Genomic DNA, 14,503 nt, shown 5'->3' on the forward strand with positions numbered 1-14,503 from the left:
GAGCCCCCTGTCGGATTCGAACCGACGACCTTCGCTTTACAAGAGCAACGGTGATACAATTATTGGGTGCACACGAAAACTGTAAACCCCGCAAAAACCCCGGAAACACGGGGCAAAACAGGGCATAGCGGGATGCGACTGCTTGCTACTGCTTGCGGTTGATAGTGTGCACTATAGTGTGTACCTAGCACCTTACTGAGAGGGAATCATGGAAAGCACCGCCAGAACCGTCAGCACGCTCACCGAAAACCTCGACAAGTTACACCGCTGGACGTTCGGCACCGAGGGGGAGTTCACCAAGGACGTTGCGCGTCAGCTCTGCGAACAAGTAGCTGATCTCGTCCGGGAACAGGCGGCATCACCTATCACCCGTGAGAACGAGCCTCCAGTCGGTACGTGGGTGCGCGACCGTCACGGCGCGACGAGCTACCGACAGCCCGCGGGTTGGGGCGAACCCGGAACGGTGCCGACTGGACAGTGGAAGGCAATGTGGGACGCTCGCGGCCCGTACGTCATCTGTGGGCCGTGGGGCGCTAACAGTGGTTCAGCGTAGGCGTCGGGCGAAGGGTGATGGTGGCCTGTACCAAATCCGTGACGGGAAACTCTGGCGCGCGGTCGTCACTGACCCCAGCACGGGCAAACCAATCTCTCGCACGTCACGCACCCAAGCCGGTGCGCGGGCGAAACTGGACGAGCTGAAGAAACAGATACGTGAACACGGTGGGGCGCTCGACACCGCAACCACCGTTTCGGAGTGGGGCGAAACGTGGTTAGCGACCGTGATCAAGCCCAAGAAGAAACCGTCCACTACGTCCTCATACGAAACGATTGTGCGTAAGTGGATTAGTCCCACGGTCGGGCGCAAGAAGGTTGCATCGTTGAAGCCGTCAGACGTGCGCCTAATACACCGCGCCGTGTTGGACGCGGGCAGGTCAACATCCACCGTCACCAAAGTGCACAAGTCCGTACTATCCCCAATGCTCGAAGCCGCACGCAAAGAAGGACTCTGCGCACGCAACGTTGCCGCCGATGTTGACGTACCCACAGTCCAACCAGTCCGCAAACGTGGCGCACTCACCAACGACACCGCATTCCGTGTACTCAAAACCGCCGCAGACATGGAAGACGGCACACGATGGTGGGCCGCAATCCTCGCCGGACTACGACAAGGCGAACGACTCGCCGCACGCATCGAAGACCTGGACATTGCTAACGGTGTGCTGCATGTTCAATGGTCACTCGATGAAATTACCTTCGAACACGGATGCAACAACACCTGCAAATACAAGCGTGCAGGGTCATGCCCCGAACGGCGACTCAAGGTGCCGGACGGGTTCGAGTACATCCAGTTAGAGGGTCGCTTGTGTTTGGTGCGTCCGAAGTCCGGGCGTGTGCGAACTGTCCCCCTCGTCAAACCCCTCGTCATCGCACTCGAACGTCACCTAGAAGCAACCAAAGACCGAGACAACCCACACGGCCTCATCTGGCGACACACAGACGGCTCACCGTGGCTACCGTACGAAGACGAACAAGCATGGCGCGACCTGCTGCACACGGCAGGTGTCATCACCAAGGAACAGACACCACCACCCCGCGGACGCAAACCAGGAACACCCGAACCGCCCGACTCCCACTGGGCAAGGCACACAACCGCAACCGTCCTAATGGAACTCGGTGTTGACCCGAAGATCGTTGGCGAAATCGTTGGTCACGTATCCGTCGAAACCACACAGGGATACCAATGGGTATCATCCGACGCAGCTAGAGCCGCAATGGACAAGGTTGGTATCCACTTCGCCGGCGCGCTCGAGGCTTAGCGCGCGTCTCTGATTACGTCCGCCAACGTCAACCCGAGTGCACGACAGATCCGGTCAGCCTCATCCAACGTCAACGGTCGTTCGCCGCGTAACTGTTTCGACAACTGCGACTGCGACACACCCACCAGTGCGGCGAGCTGCACAAGAGTCACACCCTGCGCCAAACGCTCACGGTGAAGGACCGCGGCAACGTCACGCCCGAACGCGTCCACAGTTTTCCGACCGCCCGCCACAACCGTCACCGTACAGGCGGCATCCAGTGCGTCCACAGATTTTCACGTCACGGTTCATATGAACTATCATCGCCCGCAACGCTGGGGTAACTGGGGTATACCGCATTGTCAGTGCCCTCGCGTAGCATCCCAATATGGGGCGCTAGCGTGGGCGTCACCGACGATGCTCCCGCTACCGGGAAACGTGGGGGGCATCTTGCAGGCAGAGACCATCATCGAACGCGCATACGCCGCACTACAAAACGAACGCGTACGGGAACGGTGGTACGCCGCCGGTTACATCCCCGCCGACCCGAACGTGACAGCCGGAGACGTGCTGCGGTTCGTCGTAACGACCGGGCTAGATCCGCGGCTTCTGTTCGGTCGGGTTCACGACAGTCTGAGCGGCATGGATGATCTCCCCTGGGTTGACACCAACCACGTTCGCTAGTTTCGTGAACGCCGCTAACGGCATTGGGGATGCACCCTTCACGTACTTGTACAGGGTGGTGTATGGGATGCCGGAGCGTTCGGAGAGCCGCACGTAGGTGATGCCGTAGTCGGTGATTGCTTGGTCGAGTACGGATGCTACGGCAGCGTCGAAGTCGCTGGGGCGCTTTTTGTCCATGCCGAGTAGATTAGTGCCCATTTCTGGCAAAGCCAACCCTTTACACCTAAATTCTCTCAGGTTGAGTTAGCGACACGCCCCCTTTACTGGGGGATATACCAGTCTAGTTTTACCGAATTCGGTAAGATACGTTACCGATATGGACAAAACCACCGCCCGCGAAACCCTCGCAGAAACGATCAGGGCACGACGCGGAGCCAAACAAATCTCTATCGCCCAACTCTCCCAGCAAACCGGCATCGACTACAAAACTCTACGGTCACGCCTCAAGGGTGAAAGTGACTGGCGGGTTGGCGAGCTGATGTCTGTAGCCGACGCCCTCGACGCCGACGCCGGCGAGTGGGTCAACCTCTACCGGGACGCGGCATGAAGCGCGACACGGTATCGGCTTACCGTTCCCGCACACGCGCAACGGAAGCGATGATTGACGCCGCAGTTGCCGAAGTGAAGGCAGAAGCGGACGCGGCATGGCAGGCGAACAAGGAAGCCGCGAAGCAAGCGGAACAGGAACGGGTCAAGTTCACCCGCGACGACATCGACGGTGCCGCATACGTCCGCGACAGGTTCGGGTGGCATGAGGTCATCCGCATCAACAAGGTCACCATCACTGTGGCTACCCCTTACTCCTGGACTGAGCAGATCCCATTCGCAAAGGTGCTCGAGGTTCGTAAGGCGGTCGCAGCATGAGCGCCCCGCGTATTGAGTTCCCGCCCGCACTGTTCACCCGCGAACTTGCCGCCTACTACCTCGACACCAACCTCCGCGACATAGACGACCTCCGCAAAACGGGTGAGTTGATCGCGGTTGGTCAGGGGAAACGTATCCGGTTCACAAAAACGGAACTCGACCGGTACGTGGACTCGCTCCCCGAACGCACCTAACAGCCTTCTGTGCGGTCGAACGCGCACCAGGCACAACTACATAGCTCAGGAGTAACAGCCCGCCTGACCCCGCTTTGGGGTATCGGGGACAGCCCTGGTCAACCACGACCCGGCTACGAGGACTGGGCGCTATATACGGCATCAACGTAAGCCCGTTTGGGGCTGGCTAGTCGCTTGGAATCGTGGTGGGCGAACGCTGGTGGTGCATAGGAAGTTTTCGTCAGAGGCTACGGCGTCACGCAATCGGATTGTCCCTTAGGGGAAGCGTGGCCGCTACACGACAGCAAGTAAAGGGGAACCGACCCTGGCTGTTAGGTACGGGCTGACGGCCCTGCGCTTTAGGCGTGGCGTTCAAACGCAACAGGGCACCAACCATCCATCCACCAACGAGGGAGTTGATTGTGTTTGCAATGTCGAAGCATGCGTTGGATCGTGCCGTGGACATGGCGGTTGAAGGTCACGAAATCCGGGCAGCAATGTTACGCCCCAGACACGTCCACCAGCTACCCGGTTACACCGCCTACTACACCCACGGACGAATCACCCTTGTTGTCGCAACCGATAACTGGGTTGTGAAAACCATTCTCTGGGCAACCGCGAACGCATGGATAGAAGACCGACAGTACGGCGAATACGACGGACGCAGCGGGGATGCGGACATGGCGGGTGTGCGGCGGGCAGTCAAAGCGAGAAAGAAACAACAGAAGGGGTGGCGATGAGTACCAAGGAATTGATCGGGGAACTGCGGGCATGGCTTGATGCTCGTGTGGCTGACCCGCCGTTCACTTCGGCAGACCTTCACGACATGGAGTTGTTGGGGCGCACCATCGACGCCCTCGAGGGTGCGCGGACGACTCTCGACTACGACCTCGACTACATCCGCGAAGTTGAGGCTGAGCGGGATGCTCTCGCCGCCGCGGTTGCGAGACTCACGACCAACACCAAGCCGTTCCCGCCGTCGCACATTGACGCGGTGATCACTTGAAGCCGTATTACGAGGATGACAGTGTGCAATTGTTTCATGGCCGGTGTGAGGATATCCTCCCCGGCCTTTCGCTTACCGGTTCCGTTCACCTGCTGACCGACCCGCCGTATTTCAAGGTGAAGGACAACGACTGGGATAACCAGTGGTCGAAGTCTGCTGAGTTCCTGGACTGGATGGGCGAGTGGCTGGATCTCGCTAAGCCGCACTTGTCACCGGATGCTTCGGTGTGGGTGTTCGCGTCACCGGCGTTGACGAGCGCGGTTGAGTCGGTGGTGGCTCAACGGTTCCGGGTGCTGAACTCGGTTCGGTGGGTGAAGCAAGGCAGCATGGCACACCGCGCAAGCATCGACTCAGTGCGCTCGCACATCTCCTTCTGGGAGGGAATCGTGTTCGCGGAACAATCTGATGACGAGCCTGAGACTGTCGCAGCGCCGATTGGTGCATACATTCGCTCGGAGCGGGAGCGGTCGGGGGTTTCGCGGACGGTCATTCAGGCGCTCTTTCCGAGCGTCAATGGGAACACAACCGGCGCGCTGTCGAACTGGGAGATCGGCTACAACATGCCGAGCCGCGAACAGTACGCCACGCTGCGGGAGTCCATGGGTGAAGGTTTCCTGTCCCGTGATTACGACGAGTTGGTTGCCGAATACGTGGCACTGCGCCGCGAGTTCGAAGACCAGCGCCGTCCATTCAACCTGAAGGATCGCAAGAGGCTTGGCGACATTTGGGATTTCCCCTCCGTTCCGCCATATGCGGGGCGGCATGTTTGCGAGAAACCGGTCGGGTTGCTCACTCACATGATCGAAACCACCACACGCCCCGGTGACACCATCATCGACTGCTTCGCCGGTTCCGGTGCCGTTCTCGACGTTGCCCGTCAGCTCGGGCGGAAAGCAGTCGGCATCGAAATGGACGAACACTGGTGCAAACAAGCAACCAAACGGCTGTCTCAACAGACGTTCGACCTCGAAGCACTCGGCGCTTGATGCGTGGCGGTTTGGGGGTGACGTGACCCCCCAAACCGTCACACCAACAAATAAGGAGTGAACCAAATGACAACCCCACAGATCGTGCTCAACAACGACACCGCACGAACACGCGAAACCGACCCTGTTACATCACACATCGCCGCCGACCTATCCGCACTGACGCTGAACGAGTCCCGCAGAAACGTACTCGAACTCATCAAGACACACGGCGCATCCACCGGCAGCGAAGTCAACCACAACTACCACGACCGCATCGTTGCCGGAGACTGGCCCCCGATCCACTGGGACTCACCACGCCGACGCGCAGGGGAACTTGCTGACGCTGGATTCCTGGCACGCCGCGGGATGCGGATGGGACTGTACACGTCCCCCGAAACGGAGTACGAGCTGACGTTCCAAGGATTGGCGGCACTCGAGGTCAGCAAGTGAAAGCGGAATGCGCAGCACCTAAGTGCACCCGCAGGAAACACAACGGCCCGCTCTGTGGAACCCACCACCGGATGCAGGAACAGGGCTACAGCCTTTGGATCGAGAACCTGTGGGTCGCACGCCGGCTCGCAAGCATCCGGTTCGAGGGTGACTGCATCATCTGGACCGGGCGCACCAACAACATGGGTTACGGGATCGTGAGCCAAAACAACAAGTCGTTCCCCGCTCACCGCTGGTTCTTCGAACGGTTCGTCAGCCCGGTCCCCAAGCACCTCTTCCTCGACCACCTCTGCCGCACCCCGCTGTGCGTGAACCCGAAGCACCTCGAGCCGGTAACCCAGTTGGAGAACGACCGGCGCGGTTTGGTGGCTCGAGGGTACGGGCCGGATCGGAAGTTCTGCGCCAACGGTCACCCCTGGGTGCCCGAAAACCTCGCATTGCAAAAGGGTGCCCCGAACGTGCTTTGGAACTCGTACAAGTGCCGCCCGTGTGACGCGGAACTTCACCGCAAGAAGGGTGGGCACATGCCGCGGGGAACACGTACTCGAGCTGAGGCAAACGCCGCGCTCGCTAAACGAAAGGTCGCGTAATGACCGGCTACGAAATCATCGGACGTCTCACCGTGGGATTCGCCGTCATCGCAGCGTACGGGTGGGTAACCGCCCTCATAGAAGGAATAGGTGCATGAACACAACAACAGAGTTTCGTGAAGGGGATCTAGTCGAAGCCGTCAACGGCGACACGGTTATCCGAGGACGATTGGCGCGCGACAACTTCGCCAATGACCTCGGGATTCGTGCGGCGTCCTACAACCTGCGCCCGCTGGCTCGGGACGGCTTCACCATCACGGTGATCGAGCGTGCCATGCCGGAACTGCCGACCGACCATGGCGTGTATCAGGCGGCGAACGGGACGACATGGACGCTCTTCAGGAATGGGGACTGGTTCGACAACGGCGACGGCTCCATAGCGGTCCAGTGGAGCGCGCACGAGTTCGCTGACACTCACGGGGTGCTGCCGTTCGTCCGTCTTGAGCCGGTGTCTGTCACCGCCAAGAAGGTACTCGACGCGCTGGGCGAATACCTCGATGGGCAACTGACGGGTCGGACCAAGAACGACATCATCGGACACCTCCGCGACGAGTTCGGGGTGACAGATGACTCGAAGTAGAGCGTCCGCGAAGCAGGCCGGCACCGCTATGGAGACATCGGTGACCGGCTTTCTTTCCGCCCAACTGGATGACGACCGCATAGAGCGACGTGCGAAGAACGGGCGCAACGACCGCGGCGATGTCACCGGAATCAAAACCATTCGCGGTGGCCGTGTCGTGGTTGAAGTGAAGGACTACAACGGCGAGGTCAAGGTGAAGCCCTGGCTGGACGAAGCCGAGATTGAACGCGGAAACGATGACGCCGCGATTGGTGTCGTCGTCTTCAAACGCCGCGGCATCGGCTACAACAACGCAGCACAACACGGGGTGCTCATGACCCTCGAAACATTCGCCCAACTACTCGAAGGCGGGACAGACACATGACCCGTCCGACTTCGCATGATGACGACCTCGCCAACCTCGCAGACCAACACCGCGACGAAAAGGACACCAAATGAACATTGACCACAAGGCAGAAGCAGAACAAGCCGCAACCAACGGCAACTACGAGATTGCCCAGTACCACGCAACCATGCACCACGCGGAACTGACGCACATCGCAAGCCTGATCGCGGCACACACGCAATACACAAACGAGCACGGAGACACATACCGGCTCATTGACGCAATGCCCAACGCTTTGGCCGATGCCGTGAGCGAAGGGCTGGGTCTTCTGTGAGCGACCTCACCATGAAGAACGAGCAGAACACCATAACCCTGCTCACACAAGCCATCACCGCACCCGCACCCAAGACACGCGAACAAGTCGTAGACGAACTCGAACTCTCCGCACGCTGGGCAGACCTCGACCACGACGGCGGCACCTACTGGGTCACCCTCGACACCGCCGCAGACGCCGTACTCGAAGCGCTCTATAGAGAGGTAGACGAGTGAGCCTACAAATCATCGACGTTGAACAAGGGTCCGACGAATGGGTGGCTGCACGGTGCGGCATCCTCACGGCATCCCAAGTGGGCAAGCTCATTACGCCCACCCTGAAGGTCGCGGACAACGACACCTCACGCGGCGTCACCGAAACGCTCGTAGCCGAACGGATAACCGGACGCGTTGACTACGTGCACCCGTCGTTTGATATGCAGCGGGGAACGCTTGATGAGCCGCTGGCGAGGGATCTGTACGCCGAACATTATGCGCCGGTTCGTGAGATTGGGTTCGCCGTCCGTGAGTTCAACGGGTACAAGCTCGGAGCATCCCCGGACGGTCTTGTGGGAGACGCGGGCGGGCTTGAGATCAAGAGCCGCCGCCCCAAGACGCAACTCAAAACCATCCTCGTAGACAAAGTACCGCTCGAGCACATCGCGCAAATTCAGGCGTGCCTGCTCGTGCTGGACCGGGAGTGGTGGGACTACTGCTCATACGCAGGCGGGTGGCCCCTGTTTGTGAAGCGCGTGTACGCCGACCAGCGATGGCACGCCGCCATCCTCTATGCCCTCGATGCGTTCGAAGAGAACGCGGCACGCATGATCGACGCCTACAAGACGGCAACCCACGGCGCACCAGTCGCGCCATACATCGACCACTTCGAAGAAATTGTGATTTGAAGCGCATCGAAATGGTGGGCGAGGTGTGCGGACAACTCACCGTGCTCCGGCTGGCCGAGAACACAAAGCGCGTCGAATGGGTTTGCCGCTGCTCGTGCGGCAACGAGACGACCGTCTCTGGAACCCGTCTTCGGAGTGGTCACACCAAATCGTGCGGATGCAGGCACCGCCCCGCCATCGACCGATTCCTCGAGAAAGTCACACCGGGCGACAACGGTTGCATCGAATGGACCGGAGGTCTAAACGGAGTCGGCTACGGACAGTTCTATTTGGGTAGGAAGTTGTCGCCCAACACAGGCAAGGGGTACGCGCACCGCTGGGCATACGAGCACTACGTCGGCCCAATACCGGAAGGCATGCACCTCGACCACCTCTGTCGAAATCGGAAATGCGTCAATCCTGAGCATCTGGAACCCGTGACGCTCAGGGAGAACCTACTTCGCGGCATCGGTCCCTCTGCGGTCCACGCCAAGAAAACGCACTGTCCGGCAGGCCATGAGTACGCCGGCGACAACCTGTACAACCACCCGACGAAGATTATGCGCGTCTGCCGCACCTGTGGGCGAGCACGCGCCCAGGCCGCACGAGATAGAGCCAAACAACAACTCAAGGAGCAACAAGCATGAATCTCACCGACTCAATTGTCCCTCGCTCGGATCAGGCAAATGCAGAAGATTTCCTTGCCGGCCCCCGCACCTTCACGATCGAGAAGGTCGTCGCGGGGACAGCCGAGCAGCCTGTCGAAGTCCACCTGCGCGAGATGCCCGGACGCCCCTACAAGCCTTCAAAAAGCATGAGGAGAGTCTTAGTAATGGCGTGGGGAGCAGAGGCTTCCAACTACACGGGTCGCAGACTGACGTTGTTCCGCAACCCTGACATTACGTTCGGGAAAGAGCGCGTGGGCGGGATAGAAATTTCGCATCTCTCCCACATCGACAAGGCGCTGACCGTCGCACTGACCGTCACGCGTGGCCGACGCAAGCCCTTCACCGTCGCCCCGCTGACTGACGCGCCAGCGACCGCCCCCACCCGCGACGAACTCGATCCGGTTGTTGTGTCCGAGTGGGTCGAAACCCTCGAAGCAGCAACCTCACTGTCGGCGTTGCAAACGGCATGGGCGGACGCGGGCAGAGCGGGTGTTGCACACGACCCGCGTGTGATCGCGGCGAAGGACAAGCAGAAGGCGGCGCTCACATGACCGGGTACACGTTCACCCCTGCCCCGTCTGACCCTTTCGAGGATTGGCGTGCGGATGCGTTATGTGCGCAAACAGACCCGGAACTGTTCTTCCCCGAAAAAGGGGGAAGCATGCGTGACGGAAAAGCCATCTGCAACCGCTGCCATGTAGCCGACCGCTGCTTGGCGTATGCGCTCGAGACGAATCAGGAGCACGGCCTATGGGGTGGATTGTCCGCCGAAGAGCGCGACGAACTCAGAAAGAGGACAGCGTGAGCACGGTTTCGATTACGCCGTGTGAAACCCACGAACAGATCACACGCTGGCAAAACCAAAACGACGCAGCACGGGTAGCAAGGGTGTGTGCTGACTGCTGGGTGGAAGAAGCAACCGCATGAACAAGGAAGGGAGGACAACCGTGCCTAAGAGAGCTGTTGTAATCGCACGCACAAAGGCTGAAGGTCGCGCTTGGGAGTCACCGAACACCGAAGTTGTGGCGGTCATTACTCCACGGAGCGAATACGCCGCACGCGGGGTCACCGCTGACTTCATCATCGTAGATCCCGCCATGCAGAACCACCGTTGGATCGGTGACTACATGGACGAGGCCGAACCGAGTGTTGCACCCTCGCGCGTGACCCAATGACCGCGGCGTGGGATGTGTTTGTGGATTCGTTGGACCCGAAAACGATACGCGCAACGGAACTACCGGCTGTGCGGGTGGTGTTGCGTGAACGGTTCGGAGGGGCGCGGCATCGGGAGATGTTGGCTGTCCACGAACTGAACCGGGCGAAGTTTCGTCACAGGCGGGGTGCCGGCGACCTCGAACTGTTGTCCGCCGAGTCTGCGGGTTGGGATGACCGCCGATACACCTTCACCGACACACAACTCAGGATCGCGATGAACGCCGTGCAGAAACAAGCAAACGAGGCCACATGAACAACAAAGAAGAAGGTGACAGGCGGTGGCTGAGGATCGGATGATTCGTGCGTCCATGCGTTCGTCGGAGAAAGTCAACAGTTGGCCCATCCCGCTCCGGTACTTCTGGACCCAACTGTGGGGCTACTGCGACAGCTACGGACGCGGCAGACGTGATGCCCGCCTGGTGTTCGCGGGGACGTTCCCGATGGACGAGGAAGTGGACGCGAAAACTGTTGAGCGGTGGATGGTTGCCCTCGAAAAAGCGGGTGTCATCGAGTCATACGAGGTGGCCGGTAAACGCTATTTCGAGTGTCTCCATTGGGACGAACACCAGGACATCAAGTACCGGAAACGGACCGATATTCCTGACCGTTCCGGGGTTGTCCCAAATGTTTTGAAAAATTCCAGAAAAGTTCAGAACATTTCCCACCAAGGGGAAGGGGAAGTAGAAGGGGAAATAGAAAGGGAAGGGGAAAACGCATCCGCGTCCACCCCCTTCTGCACTAAACACCCCAAGGGCACGGACAGTCCATGTCGGGCGTGCGGTAACGCGAGACGCGCATACGACGCAGCATTATTCGCCAAAACATCCAAGCCGACAGTGCCAGGGATCATCACCGACCCCGACTGCCCCAAACACCCCAACAGGCCAGCACGCGACTGCGACAGATGCGCAGAAGAAGCGGCATAACCAAACCAACGAAAAGAGAACACAAGCATGAGCAAAGCAACAATCACCCTCGAAGGATTCGTCGCCAACGACATCGAGATCCGCAACGCCGGCACCCACCGAGTAGTCGAACTCAGCGTCCCCCACACACCCTCGAAGAAGAACGACGCAGGCCAGTGGGAAGACACCGGCCCGACGACATGGTTCAGTGCGACGTTCTGGGACGAGCACGCTGACGCGGTGATGGACACCGTGCAGAAGGGGTCACTGGTGCATGTGTCCGGTTCGGTTGAGTTGGAGGTGTATGCGAAGCGTGATGGTACTCCGGGTGGGAAGGTGAAGGTGATGTTCCCGACTGTTGCGGTTGTGGTTCGTCGTCCGAAGCGTGGCACGACGCAGCCTGCCGAGTCGTGGGCACCGTCTGAGCCTGCCGCGGATGTGTGGTCCACGCCGGGTTCGTTCAACGACGAAACGCCGTTCTGATGAGTGACGTATCTGCGAAGTGGTCGTCGTGGGTCGCTGGTGTCACAGTCAACGGCGAACCATTCACCGCGAATGACACAGGTTACGGGATTGCGATTGCGGCGTACTACGCGGGTTGGGATGCGGCGAAGGCTGACATGCCCGACCGGAAGGAAGCCCTTGTCGATTTGCTCTACAACCAGGGGCTTTTCGCTCACCTGATTCCAGAGTTCCAAGCGGACTCCATTCACGAACTGGCTGAAGCAATTCTGGCTTTGTTGGGTGGGGAGGCGTGATGGCCGGTTGGAACGGTAGCGGCTACCCGGTGGCTCGTTGTTGTTCGCGGTGTGCTCGTGGTACGCGTGCGTTTGGTGTGTTGCCGTGTGGTTACCCGTATGGGTGTCCTAACGCGTTATGCGCCCACTACGTGATGAAGACGGATACGGCAGAAGCAGAGGCAGGAGAGAACCAATGAAACTCAGAACCCCTCGCGTTGTGATGGTGACCGCCGCCGAGCGTGCTAGGCGTCTGTTCACGCCGAACGTCTACTACGACCACCAGGTGATCGGCGTGGCTGTGCGCCTCTGGCCGCGACGGTGGCCGGCCCATGGTCACCGGATGCTGTCGATCCTCTGGGCGTGCCCCACGGTCCCGGAATCGAACGGTTCAGAGACAGGAACAACGGAATGAAGCAGCCGCACATCAGCACTGGCCCGCACATGACCCGCCGCCGAGACTCGCGGTTTCGCATCAACACGGCACCCGGTGTGATGGAGCCCAAGTACGGCGTGAACGAGGCCCACGGTTCGTTCCTGCAGCGCCACACCGTTGTTGAGCTCCGCGATGAGCTGAACGCCTGGCTGGAAGCCAACCCCACTGATGAAGAGCGCGTGCGGCGCATCGTCGGGGATGCGCTGGACGAAGATGCCGTTCGCAAGTTGGTTGGTCTAGTTGCCGACAGTGAACCGCATGATTCAGGGAGGGACGTATGACTGAGGCTGAAAACCCGTGTCGTCGTGGTTGTGTGTGGTCTGGTGTGGATGGTGAACAACCGAAACCGCGCACTGCCACGCACGGGAATTATTGTGCGCGTTGTCACGGCAGGATCTACCGTGCACTACGGAAGGTTGCGCCACTCACGGAACACATTGTTTCGATGCTGAGCGTGAAGTCGCGGGTTGAGGATGGTTCTCAACGTGTGAAGTCTGTACCACCGATGCCGTTGAATGCTGCGGCGTTCAATGATGCGAACGAGTTGTATTCGCGTTTGGTGTATTGGTGTGGGGTGTGGGCGGGGAAGTTGTCTCGTCAGGCTCCTGGTCCGGCTAGGCGTGCGTGGTTGGCGGGTGGGCGTGTTGTTGGTTTGCCTGCTGATGTGTCGCCGGAGGATGCGCGTTATGCGGTGGGTGTCATGTCGAAGTGGTTGCTGGTGAATCTGGATGATGTTCTCGGGTTGTGGTGGTTTGACGACATCGAGTTCTTCATTGACGAGCTGGCCGGCGATGTGGAAACGGTGTCCGCGAAGTTCCCCACCGAAGACAAACCCACATTCTCGGACAAAGCACCATGCCCTGATGACGGTGGCCGACTGGTGATGTACCCCCCGCGATTCTTCGGGGATCACCAAGACATCATCTGCGAGACATGCGGGCGTGTGTTCTCGGAGACACAGCATGAGTTCTTCGCGCGTGTGTTTAGGCAGACGCGGGATGAGCGGGTTGCGGGGTTGCGTGTCAGTGGGCACCTCACCAGAAAATATGCAGGATGAAAGGCAGCACAATGAGTGACGCACGAGAGAAGGCGTGGGGAGCGCATCTGCGCACAAAGCGCAATCACCGTCAGGCTCGCAGGTCGTCGTTTGATGCGGGTTGGGATGCGGCGAAGGCTGAGACGGGGACGGAAGTCGCTATAGCTCGCATGGTTCTTAGGCGCGTTCTGCAAATCGCTTCTATCAAGAATCATCCCGAGCCGGATTTGTTCGTCGGCCAGATCCACGGTGTTGCATGGGAGTTCGGTGCTCTAGATGAGAACGGGAGTCTAGATGGCTACGTCTCCGGCTTGTCGAGGGCGGCAGAGATTGTGCGGGCTGAGGCTCGTGCGCCGCGCAAGGGCCGTGAGCCGAAGATGAGTATTCAGGAACATGACATCATCGTGAACGCCGCGCTCGCAAAAGCTGCATCCGCTATCGAGGCAGAGAAGGGAACGAGGAAATGACAGACGTATACGACCGCGAACCGCAACCGTATGATGGCCCCGACTATCAAGCCGAGATCGCCGCATGGCTCGAGCGCAACCCCGCGCCCGCATTCGTGTTCAATGTGCGGAACACCGAAACGGGGGAAGTCGTATCCAACTACGGCTCGCACAAGTGGTGTAACGACGTGTCGCAAATAATGAATCGTCGGCATGAAACCGACCGGTATCGGGTCGAGCGGTACGCTGTGCGGCTCAAGACCGAAGACCTGTTCTCCGTTGGGTTTGTTGACGCTGACCTCATCCAGATTGCGCTTGGTCTCGACCAGCACGCACAGCAAGAAATCCTTGCGCATGGCGGCGACTTCGCGGAGGCTCTAGCCCGCGCGCTGAGAGAGCGGGCGGCGGGTTCGCGTGAGTAGGCCGAG

29 protein-coding genes are annotated in these 14,503 nt (G+C 59.6%); 27 read left to right on the plus strand and 2 right to left on the minus strand.

What is annotated here, in order from left to right:
• The first annotated feature begins 208 nt into the window (after window positions 1–208).
• The gene (locus IRG63_RS13330) at window positions 209–553 is read left to right on the plus strand and encodes a hypothetical protein (protein ID WP_193510433.1); all 345 of its coding nucleotides are present in this window, start codon (window positions 209–211) and stop codon (window positions 551–553) included.
• Window positions 540–1,817, plus strand: coding sequence for a tyrosine-type recombinase/integrase (locus IRG63_RS13335; RefSeq protein WP_193510434.1), 1,278 nt, complete (start codon window positions 540–542; stop codon window positions 1,815–1,817). Before IRG63_RS13330 ends, IRG63_RS13335 begins: the two co-directional genes overlap by 14 nt.
• Here IRG63_RS13335 and IRG63_RS14145 read toward each other — a convergent pair.
• Together IRG63_RS14145 and IRG63_RS13345 are read right to left on the minus strand one after the other, a co-directional pair.
• Window positions 1,814–2,086 carry a helix-turn-helix transcriptional regulator gene (locus tag IRG63_RS14145; protein WP_193510435.1) on the minus strand — a complete coding sequence of 91 codons (273 nt, stop codon included), beginning with the start codon at window positions 2,084–2,086 and terminating at the stop codon, window positions 1,814–1,816. The genes IRG63_RS13335 and IRG63_RS14145 overlap by 4 nt on opposite strands.
• Window positions 2,087–2,390: 304 nt before the next feature.
• Complete coding sequence (locus IRG63_RS13345; RefSeq protein WP_193510436.1) at window positions 2,391–2,657, minus strand: helix-turn-helix transcriptional regulator; 267 nt, start codon at window positions 2,655–2,657, stop codon at window positions 2,391–2,393.
• Between the two features lie 139 nt (window positions 2,658–2,796).
• On the opposite strand from IRG63_RS13345, the gene IRG63_RS13350 reads away from it, so the two are divergent.
• From IRG63_RS13350 to IRG63_RS13470, 25 genes are all read left to right on the plus strand, one after another.
• Complete coding sequence (locus IRG63_RS13350) at window positions 2,797–3,027, plus strand: helix-turn-helix domain-containing protein (protein WP_193510437.1); 231 nt, start codon at window positions 2,797–2,799, stop codon at window positions 3,025–3,027.
• Window positions 3,024–3,344: a hypothetical protein gene (locus tag IRG63_RS13355; protein ID WP_193510438.1), complete on the plus strand. Its 321-nt coding sequence runs from the start codon at window positions 3,024–3,026 to the stop codon at window positions 3,342–3,344. Before IRG63_RS13350 ends, IRG63_RS13355 begins: the two co-directional genes overlap by 4 nt.
• On the plus strand, window positions 3,341–3,538 hold the full coding sequence (locus IRG63_RS13360) for a helix-turn-helix domain-containing protein (RefSeq protein ID WP_193510439.1): 198 nt from the start codon (window positions 3,341–3,343) through the stop codon (window positions 3,536–3,538). Before IRG63_RS13355 ends, IRG63_RS13360 begins: the two co-directional genes overlap by 4 nt.
• Before the next feature lie 344 nt (window positions 3,539–3,882).
• Window positions 3,883–4,257 carry a hypothetical protein gene (locus tag IRG63_RS13365; protein ID WP_193510440.1) on the plus strand — a complete coding sequence of 125 codons (375 nt, stop codon included), beginning with the start codon at window positions 3,883–3,885 and terminating at the stop codon, window positions 4,255–4,257.
• Window positions 4,254–4,523, plus strand: a complete 270-nt coding sequence (locus IRG63_RS13370; protein ID WP_193510441.1) for a hypothetical protein — start codon at window positions 4,254–4,256, stop codon at window positions 4,521–4,523. The genes IRG63_RS13365 and IRG63_RS13370 overlap by 4 nt, the downstream gene beginning before the upstream one ends.
• The gene (locus IRG63_RS13375; RefSeq protein WP_193510442.1) at window positions 4,520–5,509 is read left to right on the plus strand and encodes a site-specific DNA-methyltransferase; all 990 of its coding nucleotides are present in this window, start codon (window positions 4,520–4,522) and stop codon (window positions 5,507–5,509) included. Before IRG63_RS13370 ends, IRG63_RS13375 begins: the two co-directional genes overlap by 4 nt.
• Before the next feature lie 66 nt (window positions 5,510–5,575).
• Window positions 5,576–5,941 (plus strand): hypothetical protein, encoded by a 366-nt coding sequence (locus IRG63_RS13380; RefSeq protein WP_193510443.1) that lies wholly within the window; start codon window positions 5,576–5,578, stop codon window positions 5,939–5,941.
• Between the two features lie 71 nt (window positions 5,942–6,012).
• Window positions 6,013–6,531, plus strand: a complete 519-nt coding sequence (locus IRG63_RS13385; RefSeq protein ID WP_193510444.1) for an HNH endonuclease — start codon at window positions 6,013–6,015, stop codon at window positions 6,529–6,531.
• Window positions 6,532–6,625: 94 nt separating this feature from the next.
• Window positions 6,626–7,111, plus strand: coding sequence for a hypothetical protein (locus tag IRG63_RS13390; RefSeq protein WP_193510445.1), 486 nt, complete (start codon window positions 6,626–6,628; stop codon window positions 7,109–7,111).
• 40 nt (window positions 7,112–7,151) lie between these two features.
• Window positions 7,152–7,475: a hypothetical protein gene (locus IRG63_RS13395; protein WP_370566275.1), complete on the plus strand. Its 324-nt coding sequence runs from the start codon at window positions 7,152–7,154 to the stop codon at window positions 7,473–7,475.
• Between the two features lie 70 nt (window positions 7,476–7,545).
• On the plus strand, window positions 7,546–7,770 hold the full coding sequence (locus tag IRG63_RS13400) for a hypothetical protein (protein WP_193510447.1): 225 nt from the start codon (window positions 7,546–7,548) through the stop codon (window positions 7,768–7,770).
• Entirely contained in the window at window positions 7,767–7,985 is a 219-nt protein-coding gene (locus IRG63_RS13405; RefSeq protein WP_193510448.1) for a hypothetical protein, read from the plus strand. Before IRG63_RS13400 ends, IRG63_RS13405 begins: the two co-directional genes overlap by 4 nt.
• Window positions 7,982–8,653: a lambda exonuclease family protein gene (locus IRG63_RS13410; protein WP_193510449.1), complete on the plus strand. Its 672-nt coding sequence runs from the start codon at window positions 7,982–7,984 to the stop codon at window positions 8,651–8,653. Before IRG63_RS13405 ends, IRG63_RS13410 begins: the two co-directional genes overlap by 4 nt.
• Window positions 8,650–9,279: an HNH endonuclease signature motif containing protein gene (locus tag IRG63_RS13415; RefSeq protein WP_227412199.1), complete on the plus strand. Its 630-nt coding sequence runs from the start codon at window positions 8,650–8,652 to the stop codon at window positions 9,277–9,279. Before IRG63_RS13410 ends, IRG63_RS13415 begins: the two co-directional genes overlap by 4 nt.
• A complete protein-coding gene (locus tag IRG63_RS13420; protein ID WP_193510450.1) occupies window positions 9,276–9,851 on the plus strand; it encodes a hypothetical protein in 576 nt (191 codons plus the stop codon). Before IRG63_RS13415 ends, IRG63_RS13420 begins: the two co-directional genes overlap by 4 nt.
• On the plus strand, window positions 9,848–10,105 hold the full coding sequence (locus tag IRG63_RS13425) for a WhiB family transcriptional regulator (RefSeq protein ID WP_193510451.1): 258 nt from the start codon (window positions 9,848–9,850) through the stop codon (window positions 10,103–10,105). The genes IRG63_RS13420 and IRG63_RS13425 overlap by 4 nt, the downstream gene beginning before the upstream one ends.
• 366 nt (window positions 10,106–10,471) lie before the next feature.
• A complete protein-coding gene (locus IRG63_RS13430) occupies window positions 10,472–10,768 on the plus strand; it encodes a hypothetical protein (RefSeq protein ID WP_193510453.1) in 297 nt (98 codons plus the stop codon).
• A 25-nt stretch (window positions 10,769–10,793) separates the two neighbouring features.
• Window positions 10,794–11,441, plus strand: a complete 648-nt coding sequence (locus IRG63_RS13435; protein ID WP_193510454.1) for a hypothetical protein — start codon at window positions 10,794–10,796, stop codon at window positions 11,439–11,441.
• A 27-nt stretch (window positions 11,442–11,468) separates the two neighbouring features.
• The gene (locus IRG63_RS13440; RefSeq protein WP_193510455.1) at window positions 11,469–11,903 is read left to right on the plus strand and encodes a single-stranded DNA-binding protein; all 435 of its coding nucleotides are present in this window, start codon (window positions 11,469–11,471) and stop codon (window positions 11,901–11,903) included.
• On the plus strand, window positions 11,903–12,178 hold the full coding sequence (locus IRG63_RS13445) for a hypothetical protein (protein WP_193510456.1): 276 nt from the start codon (window positions 11,903–11,905) through the stop codon (window positions 12,176–12,178). The genes IRG63_RS13440 and IRG63_RS13445 overlap by 1 nt, the downstream gene beginning before the upstream one ends.
• A gap of 175 nt (window positions 12,179–12,353) precedes the next feature.
• Window positions 12,354–12,572 carry a hypothetical protein gene (locus IRG63_RS13450; protein WP_193510457.1) on the plus strand — a complete coding sequence of 73 codons (219 nt, stop codon included), beginning with the start codon at window positions 12,354–12,356 and terminating at the stop codon, window positions 12,570–12,572.
• A complete protein-coding gene (locus IRG63_RS13455; protein ID WP_193510458.1) occupies window positions 12,569–12,874 on the plus strand; it encodes a hypothetical protein in 306 nt (101 codons plus the stop codon). The genes IRG63_RS13450 and IRG63_RS13455 overlap by 4 nt, the downstream gene beginning before the upstream one ends.
• A gap of 164 nt (window positions 12,875–13,038) precedes the next feature.
• On the plus strand, window positions 13,039–13,650 hold the full coding sequence (locus IRG63_RS13460) for a hypothetical protein (RefSeq protein ID WP_193510459.1): 612 nt from the start codon (window positions 13,039–13,041) through the stop codon (window positions 13,648–13,650).
• Window positions 13,651–13,661: 11 nt separating this feature from the next.
• On the plus strand, window positions 13,662–14,096 hold the full coding sequence (locus IRG63_RS13465) for a hypothetical protein (RefSeq protein ID WP_193510460.1): 435 nt from the start codon (window positions 13,662–13,664) through the stop codon (window positions 14,094–14,096).
• Window positions 14,093–14,497 (plus strand): hypothetical protein, encoded by a 405-nt coding sequence (locus IRG63_RS13470; RefSeq protein WP_193510461.1) that lies wholly within the window; start codon window positions 14,093–14,095, stop codon window positions 14,495–14,497. Before IRG63_RS13465 ends, IRG63_RS13470 begins: the two co-directional genes overlap by 4 nt.
• The last annotated feature ends 6 nt before the right edge of the window (window positions 14,498–14,503 follow it).

The sequence above is a fragment of the Cryobacterium sp. BB736 genome (assembly GCF_014980265.1).
In the GTDB taxonomy this organism is placed as follows: Bacteria; Actinomycetota; Actinomycetes; order Actinomycetales; family Microbacteriaceae; genus Terrimesophilobacter.

Excerpts from the sequence above, each read along its gene's own strand:
- IRG63_RS13330 (WP_193510433.1), top strand. The coding sequence starts at position 209 with ATGGAAAGCACCGCCAGAACCGTCAGCACGCTCACCGAAAACCTCGAC.
- IRG63_RS13345 (WP_193510436.1), bottom strand. The coding sequence starts at position 2,657 with ATGGACAAAAAGCGCCCCAGCGACTTCGACGCTGCCGTAGCATCCGTA.
- IRG63_RS13350 (WP_193510437.1), top strand. The coding sequence starts at position 2,797 with ATGGACAAAACCACCGCCCGCGAAACCCTCGCAGAAACGATCAGGGCA.
- IRG63_RS13355 (WP_193510438.1), top strand. The coding sequence starts at position 3,024 with ATGAAGCGCGACACGGTATCGGCTTACCGTTCCCGCACACGCGCAACG.
- IRG63_RS13360 (WP_193510439.1), top strand. The coding sequence starts at position 3,341 with ATGAGCGCCCCGCGTATTGAGTTCCCGCCCGCACTGTTCACCCGCGAA.
- IRG63_RS13370 (WP_193510441.1), top strand. The coding sequence starts at position 4,254 with ATGAGTACCAAGGAATTGATCGGGGAACTGCGGGCATGGCTTGATGCT.
- IRG63_RS13380 (WP_193510443.1), top strand. The coding sequence starts at position 5,576 with ATGACAACCCCACAGATCGTGCTCAACAACGACACCGCACGAACACGC.
- IRG63_RS13385 (WP_193510444.1), top strand. The coding sequence starts at position 6,013 with ATGCAGGAACAGGGCTACAGCCTTTGGATCGAGAACCTGTGGGTCGCA.
- IRG63_RS13390 (WP_193510445.1), top strand. The coding sequence starts at position 6,626 with ATGAACACAACAACAGAGTTTCGTGAAGGGGATCTAGTCGAAGCCGTC.
- IRG63_RS13400 (WP_193510447.1), top strand. The coding sequence starts at position 7,546 with ATGAACATTGACCACAAGGCAGAAGCAGAACAAGCCGCAACCAACGGC.
- IRG63_RS13420 (WP_193510450.1), top strand. The coding sequence starts at position 9,276 with ATGAATCTCACCGACTCAATTGTCCCTCGCTCGGATCAGGCAAATGCA.
- IRG63_RS13425 (WP_193510451.1), top strand. The coding sequence starts at position 9,848 with ATGACCGGGTACACGTTCACCCCTGCCCCGTCTGACCCTTTCGAGGAT.
- IRG63_RS13430 (WP_193510453.1), top strand. The coding sequence starts at position 10,472 with ATGACCGCGGCGTGGGATGTGTTTGTGGATTCGTTGGACCCGAAAACG.
- IRG63_RS13440 (WP_193510455.1), top strand. The coding sequence starts at position 11,469 with ATGAGCAAAGCAACAATCACCCTCGAAGGATTCGTCGCCAACGACATC.
- IRG63_RS13445 (WP_193510456.1), top strand. The coding sequence starts at position 11,903 with ATGAGTGACGTATCTGCGAAGTGGTCGTCGTGGGTCGCTGGTGTCACA.
- IRG63_RS13450 (WP_193510457.1), top strand. The coding sequence starts at position 12,354 with ATGAAACTCAGAACCCCTCGCGTTGTGATGGTGACCGCCGCCGAGCGT.
- IRG63_RS13455 (WP_193510458.1), top strand. The coding sequence starts at position 12,569 with ATGAAGCAGCCGCACATCAGCACTGGCCCGCACATGACCCGCCGCCGA.
- IRG63_RS13460 (WP_193510459.1), top strand. The coding sequence starts at position 13,039 with ATGCTGAGCGTGAAGTCGCGGGTTGAGGATGGTTCTCAACGTGTGAAG.
- IRG63_RS13465 (WP_193510460.1), top strand. The coding sequence starts at position 13,662 with ATGAGTGACGCACGAGAGAAGGCGTGGGGAGCGCATCTGCGCACAAAG.
- IRG63_RS13470 (WP_193510461.1), top strand. The coding sequence starts at position 14,093 with ATGACAGACGTATACGACCGCGAACCGCAACCGTATGATGGCCCCGAC.